This window comes from Thermotomaculum hydrothermale, from assembly GCF_016592575.1.
Lineage (GTDB): Bacteria > Acidobacteriota > Holophagae > Thermotomaculales > Thermotomaculaceae > Thermotomaculum > Thermotomaculum hydrothermale.
On record NZ_AP017470.1, the window covers coordinates 259,614 to 276,426 of the forward strand.

A 16,813-nucleotide genomic window follows, 5' to 3' on the forward strand; every position below is an offset into this window, starting at 1 on the left:
TTCAATATATTGACAATTAAGCGTTTTAATACTATCCTTATTGCAGGATGAAACATCTTCAAACAGTTGGTAGATATAAAATTGAATCAATCTTAGGTGAGGGTGCAATGGGGGTAGTGTATAAAGCACATGACCCCATTATCAAAAGGACTGTCGCTATCAAACTAATTAAGGTTGACGAGGGTATTTCAGAGCAAGAGAAAAAGGAATTTTATGAGAGGTTTTACAGAGAAGCTCAGATTGCAGGTACATTAAACCACCCTAATATTGTGGGTATTTATGACATAGGAGAAGAACAGGGAATTCCTTACATTGCTATGGAGTTTGTAGAGGGAGAAACCCTTTCTTCAATAATTGCTAAAAAGGGAAGGTTAGACCTTGAAACCTGTGTAAAAATTGTTTCTCAGCTTGCGTCTGCACTTGATTATGCGCATAAAAAAGGGATTATACACAGGGATATAAAACCAGGAAATATCTTAATTGATCAAGAATTAAAGTGTAAAATAATGGATTTTGGAATAGCAAAACTTCAAAACTCTTCCCTGACTCAAACAGGCACCTTTCTTGGTACCCCCAGTTATGCCTCACCAGAGCAAATTATGGAAGGGAAGGTTGACCATCGCTCAGATATTTTTTCTTTAGGTATTGTTACATATGAGATGCTCACAGGGAAATTGCCTTTTAAAGGACAGACTTTGTCTGCAATTTTATACAAAATTGTTCATGAGCCTCCAGAGCCTGTTGAAAATGTTCATGAGATTGGGTTTACCGAAGAATCGTGGAATGAAGTTTTTAACAGAATTTTTGCAAAAAATCCAGATGAGAGGTACCAGTCGGCAAAACAATTTTCTAATGATTTAATAAGGGCAGTTAAATTAACACGCTCTCAAAAATCAAGGATTAAAGATTTGCTTTCAGATACAGGGCTTGATAGCTCAGTTTCAATGATTGAGAAGGAACTTGCGAGAAATGAGTATGAATTAATACGGGCAAAAGAGATAACAGAAAAAAAACAGTCAAGCAAAAAAGGGTTGTTTTTTATTGTCTTTTTGTTTGTATTAATTGGAGCTTTTGCAGGGGGGTATTATTATACAAACGGAGAGATACTAAACAATATAAATGAAGGATTGAGCCAGATTCTTCCTTTTGGAATAACTAAAGAAGTAAGAATTGAGTCAGACCCTTTAGGCGCTGATGTTTATATTAACGACAGTTTTGTAGGCAAAACACCAATAACAGTTAAACTTTCCGGGAAAAATGGAGAACAAAAGAGAATTGTTTTAAAAAAAGAAGGTTATAAGCCTGTGAATAAGACCTTTTTCTTTTCAAAAGATACTAACAATTTGAAATATAAACTTGAATCACTTTTTACCACAATGTCAATTGTTACTGAACCGCCACAAACAACTGTGTTTATAAATGGAAAGGAAAGTTGCGTTACCCCCTGTGAAATAAAGATAAATACTTCAAAGAAAAATATCCTGCTCTTTAAAGCTGAAGGATATAAAGACAAAACAATTGTGTTAAATCCTGGGGAGATTTTAACAAGTAAGGTTGTTTTGGAGGTTATAAAACAGCCTTCTTATTTGGTGATTGATACCGAGTTTCCTGTCAAACTTTATATTAGAAGAAATGGAAAGTGGAAGTACTTAGGAGAGTTTACAAATGGGAAAAGCATTAAACTTGAAGCAGGTACAGTGAAGTTGAAAGTGGAAAATATGAAATATTTTTATCGTCAGATTTTTGTTGAAGAGTTGATTGGGAACAAAAAAACAGTTTTGAAACTTCCACCACTTGGTATTATTCATAAAATAGATGTTGCGCCCTTATATGCGGAGGTTTATATTGATGGTATAAGTGTGGGTGAAACGCCAATTTTTAATGTGAAAATTGTTGCGGGAACTCATAAGATAAAGTTTGTGAGCCCTGGTGATAATAAAGTAAAAGAGATATCTGTTGAGGTTAGGGCAGATAAAGAACTAAATATTAAGGAAAAACTATTATGAAACTATTAATGGCTTTGTTATTAATTGCAAATTTTACAACTTCAACTGATTTGAGGATTTATGAAAGCGGAATGGCTTTTTTATTGAATAAAAATTATAGCGAGGCTATAAAAGAATTCCAGACTCTGGTTGAACAATACCCGCAATCAGAAAAAGCCGATGAGGCACTTTTGGAAATAGGAAAGTATTACTATTTAATAGGAGAAAAAGATAAAGCTTTAAAGTATTTTGACAGAGTCATAAACGATTATAAATCAAGCAATAGTTATGACAATGCACTTTATTACAAAGGGATGATAATGCTGGACAATCAGGATATAGATTCTGCTTATGGGATCCTTTCTAAAATAAAGGCAGGTATCCCTGATTCAGAGATTCTTGATAAGGTTTACTATAAATTAGGAGAAATATGTGGGCTTAAAGGAAACTATAAACAGGGATTGTATTTCCTATCAAAGGTATATATGAGATTTCCAGAAAGCGAAGTTTTTGACGAGTCCATGGAATTGGCTTCTTACTTTTATTACAAATTAAACAACCCTGGAGAAGGGTTAAAGATGTTATCATTTATTACTCTAGAAAATATTAAAGATAATAATGTCCCTTTTTTAACCACAAATCTATTAAGGTTTTATTTAAACAAAAAATACAAAATCCATAGAACTTATTATCAAATTTCAAAGCCTGGGGTAATAATTACCGATAAACGAGGTACTTTGTATGCATATTCAAAGAAAGAAGATGCGTTTTATCTTATAACAAAAGGGAAGATGAGGAAATTTTCAACCCCATCAGAGGTTACCTCTATTTTTTATAGCAAAAGGTTTGGCTTTTACTATTCAACTTCAAACAGGGTTTTTAATAAAACAGAAGGAATTTCTAAATCCTTTACAGACGGAGGGGAGCCATTAAGCAATATTGTTTCTATTGCAATAGATTACTTTGGCAATTACCTTATTTATGACAAAGATAAAGCAGTGGTTTACAAGTTTGATAAAACAGGGAAATTGTTAAAAAAGATAGTTGCTCCTGCTGATTATATAAAAATCAGGAAAGACGGTAAGATCTTTATAGTGAGAGATTCAAGAAATGTAATTGATGTAAGGGATTTTGAAGGAAAACTTATTAAAACTTTTGCCAATTATTCGAAGATTGTTGATTTAGACTTTGACAATTACGATAACATTTATATGCTTGTGGATAAAGGTAAAACTCTTGTCATTTTAAAGGAGGATTTTTCACTGTTTCAAAAGATTGATATATATAACCTTTTAGGTGGGAAATTTTACCATATGACGGTTGATGGAGATGGAACAATTTTTCTCGCTGATAAGTCTTCATCTATAGTGAGGTTTAACTGATGAAAAAGTTAATAACTATACTGGCAGTATTTCTTATTTCATTAAATTCTTTCTCTATAGACTATGTTTCCACCTTCAAACAGGGAGAAGACATATTCTTTAACTCTGATAATCAGGTAAACGCCATTCCTGTTTTTGAGAGTATTGTCCAGTCTTACGAGTTAGGGGAATTGCCGCAGGAAGCTTATCCTTACTATATGAAAAGCCTTGAATACCTCTGTCTTTTGTATTTGAAGAAAGGTGATCAGAAAAGTTCAAAGGATATGCTTGTGAAAATTATTAAAACAAATCCAGCACACAAATTGAATAGCGCAATATTTCCCAGAAAATTAAGAACCCTTTTTGCCAACCTTAAAAAGGAGCTTGTTGGATATATAGATGTAAAATGCCCGGAAACAGACTTTAAGTGTATTGTTGACGGAAAAGAGGCTGAAAGAGATGAAACAGGAAAGATACCTGTTCTTGAAGGGAAACATACTGTTGAAATTACAAAACCTAATTTTTCAACAATTTCAAAAGAATTTGAAATTAAAGTAGGGGAGACGATAACAGTTGATGCCCCTATAATAAGAATAAAAGCATCAGCAACAATCTTAACATCTCCTCCCAATGTGAAGGTTTATCTGGATGGAGTTTATGTGGGTGAAACCTCAGGAACAGCCCCTCTTGATTATTTAAAAGAGCATGTTGAAACAATTCAAGAATTGGGGATAACACCTTCTGAACTTTCAAACTATTTTGTAATTAATAACCTTGACAAAGGAGAGCATGAACTTGAGCTTAAAAGAGATTGCTATAAAACTGAGAAAGTGATTTTAAATATTGAAGAGTTAAAGGATTACTTTTACAAACCTTTTGTTTTAGAGAGAAGCATAGGATATTTAAATATTGAAACCACAATTTTTGGTTTAAACGGCGATGTGTTTGTTGATGGGAGAAGGGTGGGAAATTTACCAGTAAAAAAATTGGAAGTGTGTTCAGGTAGCCATAGTGTTAAAGTAGCATTTCCCACAGGTTTTTTTATAAAAACGGTAGAAGTTAATAGTGATGAAATTGTTAAAGTAAATGCAGTACCTAAACCATCACTTCTTTATGTAGGGACAAAACCACTTAAAAACGGAGTGGTGAATTTTACCAATTTTGAAAATAATTTAATTACTGCATTGAAAGAGATAAAGATTTTCAATGCTTCAAGTAATAGGGAGTATTTAAGTTCAGTTGATAATCTTCTAAATGGGGATAGAAAAACTATTGAAAAAATCAAAGAAGATTATGGAGAATCCCTTGTCCTTTTTGGAATTGAGAAGAGGGTTAGGTTGAGGAGGATTATTGATTTCTACATATTTAACACAGACTTTTTTAAACCTGAAAAAATAACAGTTAATCCAACAGATGCAGAGAGTATGAAAAAATTGATAAATTTCATCAACAGTATTCCTCAAATTGTTGAATATACTGCTGATATAACTGTGATAAATGACCCGGAAGAAAATAAACCTGTAATTATTGATAGTCACAATGAATTGTTGAAGAGAGGGGATGTTGTTCTTGCTATAAATGATAAAGAGGTGTTTACAGAGAAAGATGTTTATTCACTTTTGAAAGCTCCATCGGTAAAAATTAAAGTTGAGAGAGGGAAAGAAATATTGGAGTTTGATGTTAAAGTTGTTAAAAGGCCTCTGCAAATAAGGCAAAATTTAAATTCTCTCTGCTATAACTCTGCATATCTATATTTTAAATCAAATATTAACAACCCGGATTTTGATGAGGTTGAAGTAAATGCTTTAAAACTTAATTTAGGAATTTGCTTTTTGAGATTTGGAATGTTTGAAAATGCTTATGATGTTTTTTCTTCAATAAAACTTCCTGATACGCCAGGGATATCTGCTGGTACAATACTGTTTTTAAAGGGTGTTTGCTATCAGGAGATTGGTTTGTGGTCTGATTTGCAAATGCTTTACAACCAGTACAATTACAATGAAAACGCAACAATAATAAATTCTCACGGATTTAAAGTAAAAGATTTAATAGATTTTACGAAAGCTTACTTACAGGCACATTAAAGGGGTTAAAAAATGAAAAACGCATTGATAATAATAAATGAAAAAGGTGATACTTCTCTGTCAAAATTTCCTTTATTGAAAGAGTTGCCGTTGGAGGCTGTTAGAAAACTCTCTTTCATTTTTATGGATGAGGCATTGTCAGAAGGATTCCCGGTTGAAAAAGGTTATTCTATTTTTCTTGTCAATTTTTCTGAGAAGGATAAAAATGACCTCTCTTTAAGGTACAACAATTTTGTAAAACAATTGATTGTTGAGGGCAAAACTTATCCAGAATTGATTAAAAATACCGTTAAACAAATAGGGGAGTACGATAGTTATCTTTTTGTTCGTTCAAATATAATTCCGTATACAGAGACTCAGTTTAACAACTTTTTTGAAAGGCTTGAAACACACGATATGGTTTTCGGTGCTTTTGATGAAGATGAATTTTTTATTTTAGGTTTTAACAATGAAATAAAGAACATTGTTCAGTCTTTAAAAGAATTTACAGAAGAAAGCCTTGAAACTATTGCTGTATCAGAAAACCTGGATATTTACTATTTACCTGAAAAAGCTGTGGTTACAAGTCTGGAATCGCTAACTGAGTTAAGACAAAAACTTAATAATGATTCAGGGCTCGCCAGAAAAATAGACAACCTTATTTTAGAAATTACACGCTACCACGAGGATAACCTTGAATAATTTAGAAAAAGAGATTATCTCTCTCCTTGAAAAAAAGCATAAATTTATAGGGGATGATTGTGCCGTCTTTGACGATTTTGTAATTACCACAGACAGCCTTGTTGAGCATGTGCATTTTGATTTGAATATTTCAACCCCTTATCAGGTTGGAGTAAAAACTGTCTGTGCCAATTTAAGTGATATTGCAGCAATGGGGGCAAAGCCTGAATATTTTTTAACATCTCTTTCCCTTCCCCCCGCCTGTCCTTTCTTTATTGAGGGGTTTTTGCAGGGGATAGAGGAAACACTTTCTCGTTTTAATGTGGAATTAATAGGGGGGGATACAACAGGCTCAAAAACCTTTGTTTTTATAAATGCAGTGGCTATTGGCAAGGTTATAAACAAGCCTGTATTTAGAAGCGGTGCAAAGGTGGGTGATAAGATTTACCTTGCCGGTGTACCGGGATACTCTGCTATAGGCTATTACCTGATTAAGAACAATATTGAAATAAAAGACCCCAACTATGCTTATGCGGTAAAAAAACACCTTGAGCCACTTCCCCAGGTTGAAGAGGGAATAATTATAGGGAAAAACAATCTTGCAACAGCAATGATTGACATATCTGATGGATTGTCTAAAGAAATAGGGGAAATTTGCAGGTTAAGTGGCACAGGCTGCATTCTTTACTCGCAATTATTTAAGCTTCCAGAAATTGATCTGTTTGAAGAAAAGGATTTATTGAATTACTTTCTCCACAGTGGAGAGGAATATATTTTGTTATTTACTTCCCCACTTGAAGAAGATGAGATAACTGAATTTCTGCCAGAAGCCTATGTTATAGGCGAGATAACTGATGAGAGAGAGGTTCTCCTTGAAGTGGGCTATTCTCTTGTTAAATTAAAGGATTTAACCTATAATCATTTTGACAACAGGAAGGGACTGTATTAACAATGGCAAGAAAAAAATTCAAAGATGTTTTGAGGGATATAAAAAAAGCCCTATTTAATGAAGAAATCACTCCTCATGACAGGGCATTATCAGCAGCAATAGGTATGTTTATCGCATTCAGCCCATTTTTAGGCTTCCACAATTTGATGGCAATCAGTATTGCCCTGCTTTTTAAAAAAATTGATAAGATTCTCATAATAGGTTTCACCTGGGTAAACAATCCCTGGACCACAGTGCCAATGTACCTTGCCGGATTAAAATTAGGGGAATTGATTTGTTGCCCAAATAATCCATTTAATTTAGCTGCAATTAACTGGCACATATTTACCCTTGCAAACTTTATTAATGGCAAAGCCTGGCATTACCTTGTAAACGATTTAAAGGCAATAATCTTTCCCTTTTTTATAGGAAGTACTATTTTAGGTATTGTTGCAGCTTTAATAACCTATATTGTGATTTTAATTTTGCTTAAAAGGAGAGAGGGAAATGGCACAGTCAGTGTTAACTGTTAGCACTTCTTCAAGAAATGAGATGATTGACATAACCCATAAAATAGAGGGATTTTTACAGGAAAACGGTTGTAAAAACGGAATTTTAACTGTTTTTGTCCCGCACACAACAGCGGCTGTAACAATTAATGAAAATGCAGACCCGTCAGTTAAAAGGGATATTCTAACCTATCTCTCAAAGCTAATACCTCAAAATGCTGATTTCAGGCATTTAGAAGGGAATTCCGATTCTCACATAAAATCAACCCTTGTTTCACCATCTATTACAGTTATTGTTGAAAACGGGAGAATTGTTTTAGGCACCTGGCAGTCAATCTTCTTTTGCGAGTTTGACGGCCCCAGGACAAGAAAAGTGTATTTAAAATTTATTGAAGGATAAAGTGAGGTGTAAAATGAGCACAATGGGTATTGAAGAGTTAAGGGAAAGGTTTGACTCTCTTAAAGAGAGGATAGTTCCTATAAGGAGTTATCTTTGACCCGCAGAGGAAAAAGCTTGAGTTAACCAAACTTGAAGAGCAAACATCTGCACCTGATTTCTGGAACGACAATGAAAAAGCTCAGAAAGTATTGAAAAAAATTTCTGCTGTAAAAGATGAAATTGCTCTTTCAGAAAAGCTAAACTCCCTTGAAGAGGACATAGATGTTTTATTTGAATTCTTTAAAGAGGGGGAGGATGTTTTAGGGGAAATTGCAGAAAAGATTGAAGAACTTGAAAAAACTGTATCAGATGCTGAAATAAAAATGATGCTAAGTGGCCCTCACGATAGAAACAATGCAATTCTAACTATTCATTCAGGCTCAGGAGGAACCGAATCCCAGGATTGGGCTCAGATGCTTTTCAGAATGTACTCAAGATATATTGAAAAAAAGGGATTTGAGAAGGAGATAATAGATTATCAGCCAGGGGATGAAGCGGGGATAAAGAGTGTAACAATGCTTGTTAAAGGGGACTTTGCTTATGGCTTATTGAAGGCGGAAAACGGGGTTCACAGACTTGTTAGAATTTCCCCCTTTGATGCAAACAAGAGAAGACACACATCTTTTGCATCAGTGCTTGCTATCCCTGAACTTGATGATGAGATTGATATTGAGATAAATGAAAAAGATTTAAGAATAGATACTTATCGTTCATCAGGGGCGGGAGGACAGCATGTAAATACTACAGATTCTGCGGTTAGGATTACCCATCTGCCAACAGGGTTGGTTGTATGCTGTCAGAATGAAAGGTCTCAGATTAAGAATAGAGAAGTTGCAATGAAGGTGTTGAAGGCGAGACTCTATGAGCTTGAACTTGAAAAGCAGAGGAAGAGGCAGGAAGAGTTGACAGGGGAAAAGAAGGAAATAACATGGGGAAGCCAGATTCGTTCCTATGTTCTTCATCCATACAGAATGATTAAAGACCATAGAACAGGCTATGAAACAGGGAATGTTGACCCTGTGCTTGATGGTGAACTTGACGAGTTTATAAAGGCATACCTTGTTATGACTGCAAATAGTAAATCAGGCGAAAAGGCATGAAAATAGCGGTAATAATTCTTTCTATCCTTTTAATTGGGGCAATAGGGATAATAATTTTTTTGTATACAAAACTGAAACAAACAGGGAAAATAACCAAAAAAACAAAAGACTTATCTGAGGCAGGTATTCTTGCAAGCGGGCTTGCCCACGAGATTAGAAACCCCTTAAACTCAATTAAAATAAATGTTCAACTTTTGCAGGAAGACATAGAAGACGCTATTGAAGATGAAGAGTTAAAAAATGATTTCAGGGAGACAATTTCCTCAATAACCTATGAAATAGCAAGACTTAACGAGTTAATGACTAACTTTTTAACCTATGCAAGGCCCACACAGTTGCAAAAGGAGGACTTTAATCTGTCGGAATTTTTAAGCGATATGGTCAACTTTATGAAGGTTGAGGCTGAAAACAAGGGGATTGTTATTGAGTATTCCTTTCCAGAAGAGGATTTGATTTTTAACGGTGATAAGCAGAAGTTAAGGCAGTCTTTGATGAATATCCTTAAAAATGCAATCCAGATATTAGGTGAAGGTGGAAAGGTAAAAATAACACTAAAAAATATGAGAGACTTATACCTTATTGAGATTGAAGACAACGGGCCTGGAATGACTGAAGAGTTTTTAAAACAGATTTTTGTTGCATTCAGCAGTCAGAGAAAAGGCGGTACAGGATTGGGGCTTTCAATAGCCAAAAAGTTTATAGATGCACACGGTGGGGGCATAAAGGTTGAAAGCAAGGTTGGAGTTGGGACAAAGTTTACAATAATCCTTCCTGCAAGCGGTAATGCAAGTTTAAATAACGGAGAGGAAGATGAAGGTTAAATTTTTGCTTTTTGCTTTTCTTTTATCTTTTTCCCTCTTTGCTTCTGAAAATTTACAGGTAAAAGAGTCAATAGAGGTGACTGCTGAAAAGGGAAATGAAAACGCAGTTCAATACATAGACAAATCTCTAATAGATGCTTTATCAATAAACTCAAACGATGAGATACTCTCACTTTTCCCCTCTGTTTTTCTCTCTGTAAGGGGATTAAACGGAGTGCAGGCAGACATCTCTTTCAGAGGCTCAAGGGGAAATCAGGTGGGAGTTAGCATTTTAGGTGTGCCATTAAACAATATGCAAACCTATCACCACAACTTTGATATTCCCCTTGCACCGGAGGATGTGAAAAGCGTTGAGGTTGAGCCTTCAACAAACGCAAACCTGACCCCATATTCATTTTCAGGAAATATAGATTTTGAACCTGGGGAAAATCAAAAAGAGTTCAACCACCTTGCCTATGGAAGCGACGACTATTACCATATTTACGCAAGGGAAAACGGTTTATCCTATATGTTTGAGGGAAGTTCTGGCTACATTGAAAACTCAAAGTATAATAAATCAAATGTAACCTATCAATTTAAATACAAAGGGGTAAAATTCTTTACAGCCTTTAACTCAAAACACTTTGATGCAAAGGATTTTTATGCGCCATACCCCTCTTATGAGAGGACTCAAACTTCCCTTTTTATTGCAAGTTTAGGTAAAACAAAGTTTTATACCACAAGGCATTACGATATCTTTACCCTTGACAAAAACAATCCTGATTTATTCAGAAACATAACAGAAACATACAAAAGTGGGTTTAAAACAGGATTGGAAAACAGGTTTGGCTTTTGGGGATTAAACATAGAGTTTAATTCAATGGATAGTAAGACAATGGGAGACCATAATCTAACAACCTCAATTTTGAAATATGCAAAGGTATTTAACTTTTTTGGTTTTAACTTTAGAGGTGGTGCAAACTATTTTTCAGCAACAAACAGGGGAAAGTATTTACTTCCTTTTTTATCAGTGGTAAAACCTTTGGGAAAATTTAACTTTTCATTTGATTTTTCTGAGAGTGTAAGAGTACCGGATTTTACAGAACTTTACTATAATTCACCTGTAAATCACGGAAATGAGAATTTAAAAGAGGAAAAGAGTGAGAATTATCAGGTTTCACTTGGTTTTAAAAATATTAAAACTGTATTCTTTTATAGAAATGAGAAAAATTTGATTGATTGGGTAAGGAGTGGTGAAGAGTGGCAGGCTGAAAACACAGGGGATAGCGATGTTTACGGCTTTGACTTCTTTTATACCTTTAAAAAACTTACAATAGGCTATGAACACTTACATAAAACGAATACTGAATATGAAACAAAGTATAATTACTATTACCCGAAAAACAAGTTAACCTTAATTTATAAAGGCAAGGACATATCCCTTGATTACTCTTACCTTGACATAAACAATCTTGATAAAGCCTCTGTCTTAAACATTACATTCTGGGGAGAGGGATTTTATCTAAAAATTTTAAATGCCTTTGACGAAGATTACCAAACCTATCCGGGCATCCCGATGCCGGGAAGAGTGGTTATCTTCGGTTATAGAATGAGGGGCCCTCTTATTCCTGATTGATTTCTTTTGATTTAAAATTTGATATTAGCATCCCTGAAAATACAAGGAATCCGCCTATTATTCCCTTTTCAGGGAGTTTTTCGCTTAAAATTAAAAATGAGAAAAATAGGGCAAATACAGGCTCCATTGAATAGATAATGCCCGCCCTTACTGTAGTGGTCTCTTTCTGATACTTTCCCTGCATTAAAAGTGCAAGTGCTGTGGCAAAAACGCCGGTTACAATAACGGCAACTATTAAGGGAATGTCAATCCTGAAATTCCATTTTTCTGTTAATGTTGATGCAATAAAACTAAAAATAAATGTTGACGCAATTTGAAAGAATACAATTGTATCTCCGTTATACCTTGTTGTGGAGTGTTCTATAAAAATTACCTGAAAGGCAAAGAACCCAGCGCTTAACAGTGTTAAAAAGTCGCCTATGTTGAATCCCCCTCCCTCAGGGCTTGATAGAAGGTAAAGCCCACCTAATGCAAGAAAAACTCCTATAATGGCAAATATTGTTGGCTTTTTTTTAAAGATAAGGTAATCAAAGAGGGGAACAAGAAAAACAAGAAATCCGGTTATAAATCCAGAGCGGGATGCCTTTGTATACATCAGGCCTATGGTCTGGCAGGCCATTCCTGCAAAGAGGAAAAAGCCTATAATCAATCCCCACTTTACATTCTTTTTGTTAAACTCAGGCTTTAAAAAAAAGGATAGAACAATTACGGCAAGAAAAAACCTCATTGAAAGAAATGCAAAAGGTGGAACATAGGCAACAGCCCCTTTTATCAGGGGAAAGGTTAACCCCCATATTGCAGTCATTGTAAGGAGTATAAATTCAGCCTTTGTTAATTTCAACTCATCCCCCAAAATAAAAAAGACAGCCCTTTCAGGCTGCCTTAAAATTACAATGAATTTATTTTATTTTCAAGAAATTATTTTCCCATTAACTCTCTTCCCTTATTAAATGCTTTAATGTTTACATCAACAACCTTTTTAGGCACGGCCTCTTTGATAACCTCAAGCCATTTTTCTGGCTCAAAGTCAAACATTGTGGAGAGAGCCCCTATCATAATTACATTTGTAACCTTATCGTTGCCCAACTCTTTTAGTGCTGAAACAATGTCAAGTATTTTAGCATCAGGCCTTTCGGCTAAAACCCTTTCCTCAACATCTTCAGGGTATTCAAAGGCACCGGTGCTAACAATAGGTGGCACCATCTTTACATTTGAGGAGACAATAACACCGTCTTTTTTTACATAGTAAAGCCACCTTAATGCTTCCATCTTTTCAAAAGAAAGCATAATGTCGGCATTGCCCTTTTCAATCATTGGGGAGTAAACCTTTTCCCCAATTCTTACATGTGAGGAAACAATCCCACCCCTCTGTGCCATTCCGTGCACTTCGCTTTTTTTAACATCGTAACCCTGTCTTTTGAAAAACTCGCTCATTATTTCAGAAGCAAGGACAATTCCCTGCCCGCCAACACCTACCAGAAGAATGTTTTTGCTTTCCATTTTACTCACCCTTCCTGCTTATTGGTCTTATAGCATCAAACTTACACATCTGGATACACAACCCGCATCCAGTGCAAAGTGTTGTGTCAATATTCCATTTAAACCTTCCCTTTTCTGTTTTCTCTGTTGTTCTGTAAATTGCTTGACACCCGATTTTAGAGCACATTGCACAGGCGGTGCAGTTTTCAAGTTCTGTATAGAATTTTTCCCTTTTAACCTTTTGCGGATAGAGAACACACGGCCCCTGGCTTATAATTAATGAAAGATGGTCTGCTTCCAATTCCCTTTTAACAATTTTGTAAGTTTCATCCATCTTTGTTGGGTCAACAACATAGACATGTTCAACCCCTATTGCCCTTGCAACAACCTCAAAATCCATTTTGCCAGTCGGTTCGTGATTGCAGGTAAAACCACTCCTTGCGTCAGGCTGCCCACCTGTCATTGCTGTAATTGAGTTGTCTGATATTACAATTGTGATGTTGCTTTTATTGTAAACAGCCTCAACAAGCCCTGTTAATCCTGAGTGAACAAATGTTGAATCACCAATAACTGCGGCAATTCCCTTACCTGAACCTAAAACCTTTTCCATTCCAATTGCGTTTCCAATAGATGCACCCATGCAAACACAGGTGTCCATCATTTCAAAAGGCTTGATTGCTGCAAGTGTATAGCATCCAATATCCCCTGTAACAATTTTTGCCTTTGCTTTTTTCAATGCATAGAAAATACCAAGGTGTGGGCATCCCGGACAGAATACCGGTGGCCTTGGAATTGCCTTGTCTTCCGCTTCAACCTTATTTTCTTCCTTTAAAACTCCAGCCTTAACGAGGCCATTCCTTACAACCTCAGGGGAGAATTCTCCAATCTCAGGGAAGAATTCCTTGCCGTAAACCTTTATCCCTTCAGCCTTTATTTGCTCTTCAATAAACGGGTCTAACTCTTCAACAACAAAAACCTTATCAAACTTGCTAACAAAGTCTTTGATTTTTTTCATTGGTAGGGGATATGGGATTCCTATCTTTAAAACAGGTGCATCCGGTAAAACCTCTTTTAAGTGCTGGTATGAAATACCGCAGGTAATAAAGCCGATATTTCCCTTTCCCTCTTCAATCCTGTTTAAATCAGTTTCTTCAACAAACTCTTTTAACTTCTTTTCTCTCTCTGCAACAACAACCCTTCTCTTTCTTGCATTCATAGGAAGTGCCACATACTTTGAGAAATCCCTCTCAAAACCTCTTTCAACCTTTGATTCAATCCTGTCTCCTACCTCAACAAGCCCCTTTCCATGTGAGGTTCTTGTTGTCATTCTCAAAATGACAGGTGTGTCAAACTTTTCTGAAATTTCAAACGCTTTCCCTACAAAATCCTTTGCTTCCTGAGAGTCAGATGGCTCCAGTACAGGGATTTTTGCAAACTTTGCATAGTTTCTGTTATCCTGCTCATTTTGTGAAGAGTGCATTCCAGGGTCGTCTGCTGAAACAAGGATAAATCCCCCTTTTACCCCTATGTAGGTTAAAGTCATTAAAGGGTCTGCGGCAACATTTACCCCAACATGCTTCATTGCGCACAATGCCCTTCCACCTGCAAACGATGCACCTATTGCAACCTCAACAGCAACCTTCTCATTTGGAGACCACTGGCATTTAATCTCTTTATAATGGGTTACATTTTCCAGTATCTCTGTGCTGGGAGTTCCGGGGTAGGCAGATGCGAACACACAGCCGTATTCATACGCACCTCTTGCGATTGCTTCATTTCCTGAAAGTAAAACCTTCAAAAACCACCTCCTCCTCTAAATTTAAAGCCCTTTTACCTATAAAGTTTAGCACAAAAAAATTAAACAATGAGGAGTTAACTTTTAATGAACAATCTTTTTTGTTAGGGTGAATGTTTTGTTTTTAGTGACTTGCAAATTTTTTTCTCCTTTTTTAAATTATAGTTGCTGTGTTTAAACTTTTACGGAGGTGAATGATATGGCAAGAAGAATAAAGTTTAAATCTGAGGTGGGAAGGCTTCTTGATATTGTTATTCATTCCCTTTACAAACATAGAGATATTTTCTTGAGGGAGTTAATCTCAAACTCTGTTGACGCTTTGAATAAATTGAAATTTAAACAATTGCAGGGAGAGGAGATTGCCGACGGTGAATTGGAACACAGGATTGACATAAAGGTTGACCAAAATGAAAAAACAATTGAGATTATAGACACTGGAATTGGAATGACTGAAGATGAGATTATTGAAAATTTAGGAACAATTGCCCATTCAGGAACTAAAAAATTCCTTGAATTGCTTGATAAAAAAGACAATGTAACCGAGGAGTTAATAGGGCAATTTGGGGTTGGTTTTTACTCTGTTTTTATGGTTGCTGAAAAGGTTGAGGTTGTTTCTAAAAGTTATTTAAAAGATGCTTATCCGGTAAAATGGATTAGCGAGGGGAAAGAAAGGTTTACAGTTGACACTGTTGAAGGAGAGGTTAAGAGGGGAACTTCTGTAAAGATTTACCTTAAAGAAGATGCACTTGAGTTTTTAAGCGAGTCAAGGATTGAGGCTATTGTTGACAGGTATTCAAAGTTTGTCCCCTATCCAATCTATTTAAATGGAAGAAAGTTAAAACAGGTAAAGCCTCTCTGGCTTGAAAATCCAAATAGTTTGAAAAAAGAGGATTACGAAGAGTTTTACAAATACCTTACAAAGTCTGAATTAAAGCCGTTAAGCTATCTTCATATTTACTCCGACGCACCGGTTGATTTAAAATCCATAATCTATATCCCGCCATTTTCCCTTGTTAAATTTGGTATTGAGGATGATACAGGCATAAGGCTTTACAATAGAAAGGTTTTGATTGACGAGAAAACAGAGGAGTTGGTGCCTGATTATTTAAGGTTTTTAAAGGGAGTTGTTGATTCTGAAGACATACAGTTGAATATTTCAAGGGAGACAATTCAAAACGACCCTGTTGTTTTAAGGCTTAAAAAGACAATAACTTCAAAGTTTATCAAACATCTAAAAGACTTTTTAAAGAAAGACAGGGCAAATTATAATCTCTTTTTTGACGAGTTTGGAGTGTATTTAAAAGAGGGTATTGTTAAAGACTATCCAGAAAAGCAGGATTTAGCAGAGTTGTTACTCTTTGAATACACAGACGGTAATGAAAAGATAACACTTTCAGAGTACCTTGAAAAAACAGATTACAAAGATTCAATCTATTACATTGTGGGAGAAGACAGAAAGACAATTGAAAAATCACCTTACCTTGAACAGTTTTACCAGAAAGGCGTCCCTGTTTTAATACTGACCCAGGTGCTTGATGAGACTGTTATTGAGCATATAGGCAAATTTAAAGAAGCAGAGTTTAAACTTATAACAAGGGAAGATATAACCCTTGAAAAGGGGGAAAAGGCTGAAAAAACGATTGAGGAAGAGGATAAAAAATTTCTTGAGAAGGTAAAGGAGATTTTAAAAGATAGAATATTTGATGCAGTAATATCCACAAGGCTTGTTAAATCCCCTTACTGCCTTGTTTCCCAGAAAAATTCTCCCTCATCTCAGATGGAGAGAATGATGAATGCATTGAACAAATTTTATGTTCCGTCAAAGAAGATACTTGAGTTCAACCCCTCCCACCCTGTGTACAAAAATTTAAAGAGATTTATTTTAAATTCCAATGACAAAGAACTTAAAGAAACCTTATTAAATTCAATTGTTGACGCGGCAGAGTTGTCAGAAGGTTTTCTTTCTGATATTCCATCATCTGTTGAAAGGTACAATCAGTTAATTGAAAGGTTTCTTGAATTGGACAAAAAATAACA

14 protein-coding genes are annotated in these 16,813 nt (G+C 35.4%); 11 read left to right on the forward strand and 3 right to left on the reverse strand.

All coding sequences use genetic code 11. From position 1 onward, the window contains the following. The first annotated feature begins 47 nt into the window (after positions 1-47). From TTHT_RS01205 to TTHT_RS01250, 10 genes are all read left to right on the forward strand, one after another. The gene (locus TTHT_RS01205; protein WP_201328218.1) at positions 48-2,006 is read left to right on the forward strand and encodes a serine/threonine-protein kinase; all 1,959 of its coding nucleotides are present in this window, start codon (positions 48-50) and stop codon (positions 2,004-2,006) included. Then, complete coding sequence (locus tag TTHT_RS01210) at positions 2,003-3,367, forward strand: tetratricopeptide repeat protein (protein ID WP_201328219.1); 1,365 nt, start codon at positions 2,003-2,005, stop codon at positions 3,365-3,367. The genes TTHT_RS01205 and TTHT_RS01210 overlap by 4 nt, the downstream gene beginning before the upstream one ends. Then, the gene (locus TTHT_RS01215) at positions 3,367-5,430 is read left to right on the forward strand and encodes a PEGA domain-containing protein (protein ID WP_201328220.1); all 2,064 of its coding nucleotides are present in this window, start codon (positions 3,367-3,369) and stop codon (positions 5,428-5,430) included. Before TTHT_RS01210 ends, TTHT_RS01215 begins: the two co-directional genes overlap by 1 nt. Before the next feature lie 12 nt (positions 5,431-5,442). Further along, complete coding sequence (locus TTHT_RS01220) at positions 5,443-6,111, forward strand: hypothetical protein (protein ID WP_201328221.1); 669 nt, start codon at positions 5,443-5,445, stop codon at positions 6,109-6,111. After that, positions 6,104-7,039 carry a thiamine-phosphate kinase gene (thiL, locus tag TTHT_RS01225; RefSeq protein WP_201328222.1) on the forward strand — a complete coding sequence of 312 codons (936 nt, stop codon included), beginning with the start codon at positions 6,104-6,106 and terminating at the stop codon, positions 7,037-7,039. The genes TTHT_RS01220 and thiL overlap by 8 nt, the downstream gene beginning before the upstream one ends. Before the next feature lie 2 nt (positions 7,040-7,041). Then, complete coding sequence (locus TTHT_RS01230; RefSeq protein ID WP_201328223.1) at positions 7,042-7,551, forward strand: DUF2062 domain-containing protein; 510 nt, start codon at positions 7,042-7,044, stop codon at positions 7,549-7,551. After that, positions 7,526-7,927, forward strand: a complete 402-nt coding sequence (locus TTHT_RS01235; RefSeq protein WP_201328224.1) for a secondary thiamine-phosphate synthase enzyme YjbQ — start codon at positions 7,526-7,528, stop codon at positions 7,925-7,927. The genes TTHT_RS01230 and TTHT_RS01235 overlap by 26 nt, the downstream gene beginning before the upstream one ends. A gap of 22 nt (positions 7,928-7,949) precedes the next feature. Continuing rightward, positions 7,950-9,066 (forward strand): peptide chain release factor 2 gene (prfB, locus tag TTHT_RS01240; RefSeq protein ID WP_408033905.1). Its coding sequence is split into 2 segments (ribosomal slippage): positions 7,950-8,014 and positions 8,013-9,066, totalling 1,119 coding nucleotides; the frame shifts between segments, so codons are not numbered across the junction. Next, positions 9,063-9,887: a sensor histidine kinase gene (locus TTHT_RS01245; protein ID WP_201328225.1), complete on the forward strand. Its 825-nt coding sequence runs from the start codon at positions 9,063-9,065 to the stop codon at positions 9,885-9,887. Before prfB ends, TTHT_RS01245 begins: the two co-directional genes overlap by 4 nt. Then, positions 9,877-11,502, forward strand: a complete 1,626-nt coding sequence (locus TTHT_RS01250; protein WP_201328226.1) for a TonB-dependent receptor plug domain-containing protein — start codon at positions 9,877-9,879, stop codon at positions 11,500-11,502. Before TTHT_RS01245 ends, TTHT_RS01250 begins: the two co-directional genes overlap by 11 nt. On the opposite strand, the gene TTHT_RS01255 is transcribed toward TTHT_RS01250, so the two are convergent. The 3 genes from TTHT_RS01255 to iorA all read right to left on the reverse strand — a co-directional run bounded on the left by TTHT_RS01255 (position 11,489) and on the right by iorA (position 14,779). Further along, positions 11,489-12,343: a DMT family transporter gene (locus tag TTHT_RS01255; RefSeq protein WP_201328227.1), complete on the reverse strand. Its 855-nt coding sequence runs from the start codon at positions 12,341-12,343 to the stop codon at positions 11,489-11,491. The two genes, TTHT_RS01250 and TTHT_RS01255, sit on opposite strands and share 14 nt — an antisense overlap. A 77-nt stretch (positions 12,344-12,420) precedes the next feature. Then, positions 12,421-13,002: an indolepyruvate oxidoreductase subunit beta gene (locus TTHT_RS01260; protein WP_201328228.1), complete on the reverse strand. Its 582-nt coding sequence runs from the start codon at positions 13,000-13,002 to the stop codon at positions 12,421-12,423. Position 13,003: 1 nt separating this feature from the next. After that, a complete protein-coding gene (gene iorA, locus TTHT_RS01265) occupies positions 13,004-14,779 on the reverse strand; it encodes an indolepyruvate ferredoxin oxidoreductase subunit alpha (protein WP_201328229.1) in 1,776 nt (591 codons plus the stop codon). A 196-nt stretch (positions 14,780-14,975) separates the two neighbouring features. Between iorA and htpG the strand changes: the two genes are divergently transcribed. Beyond that, on the forward strand, positions 14,976-16,811 hold the full coding sequence (htpG, locus tag TTHT_RS01270) for a molecular chaperone HtpG (protein ID WP_201328230.1): 1,836 nt from the start codon (positions 14,976-14,978) through the stop codon (positions 16,809-16,811). Positions 16,812-16,813 lie beyond the last annotated feature (2 nt).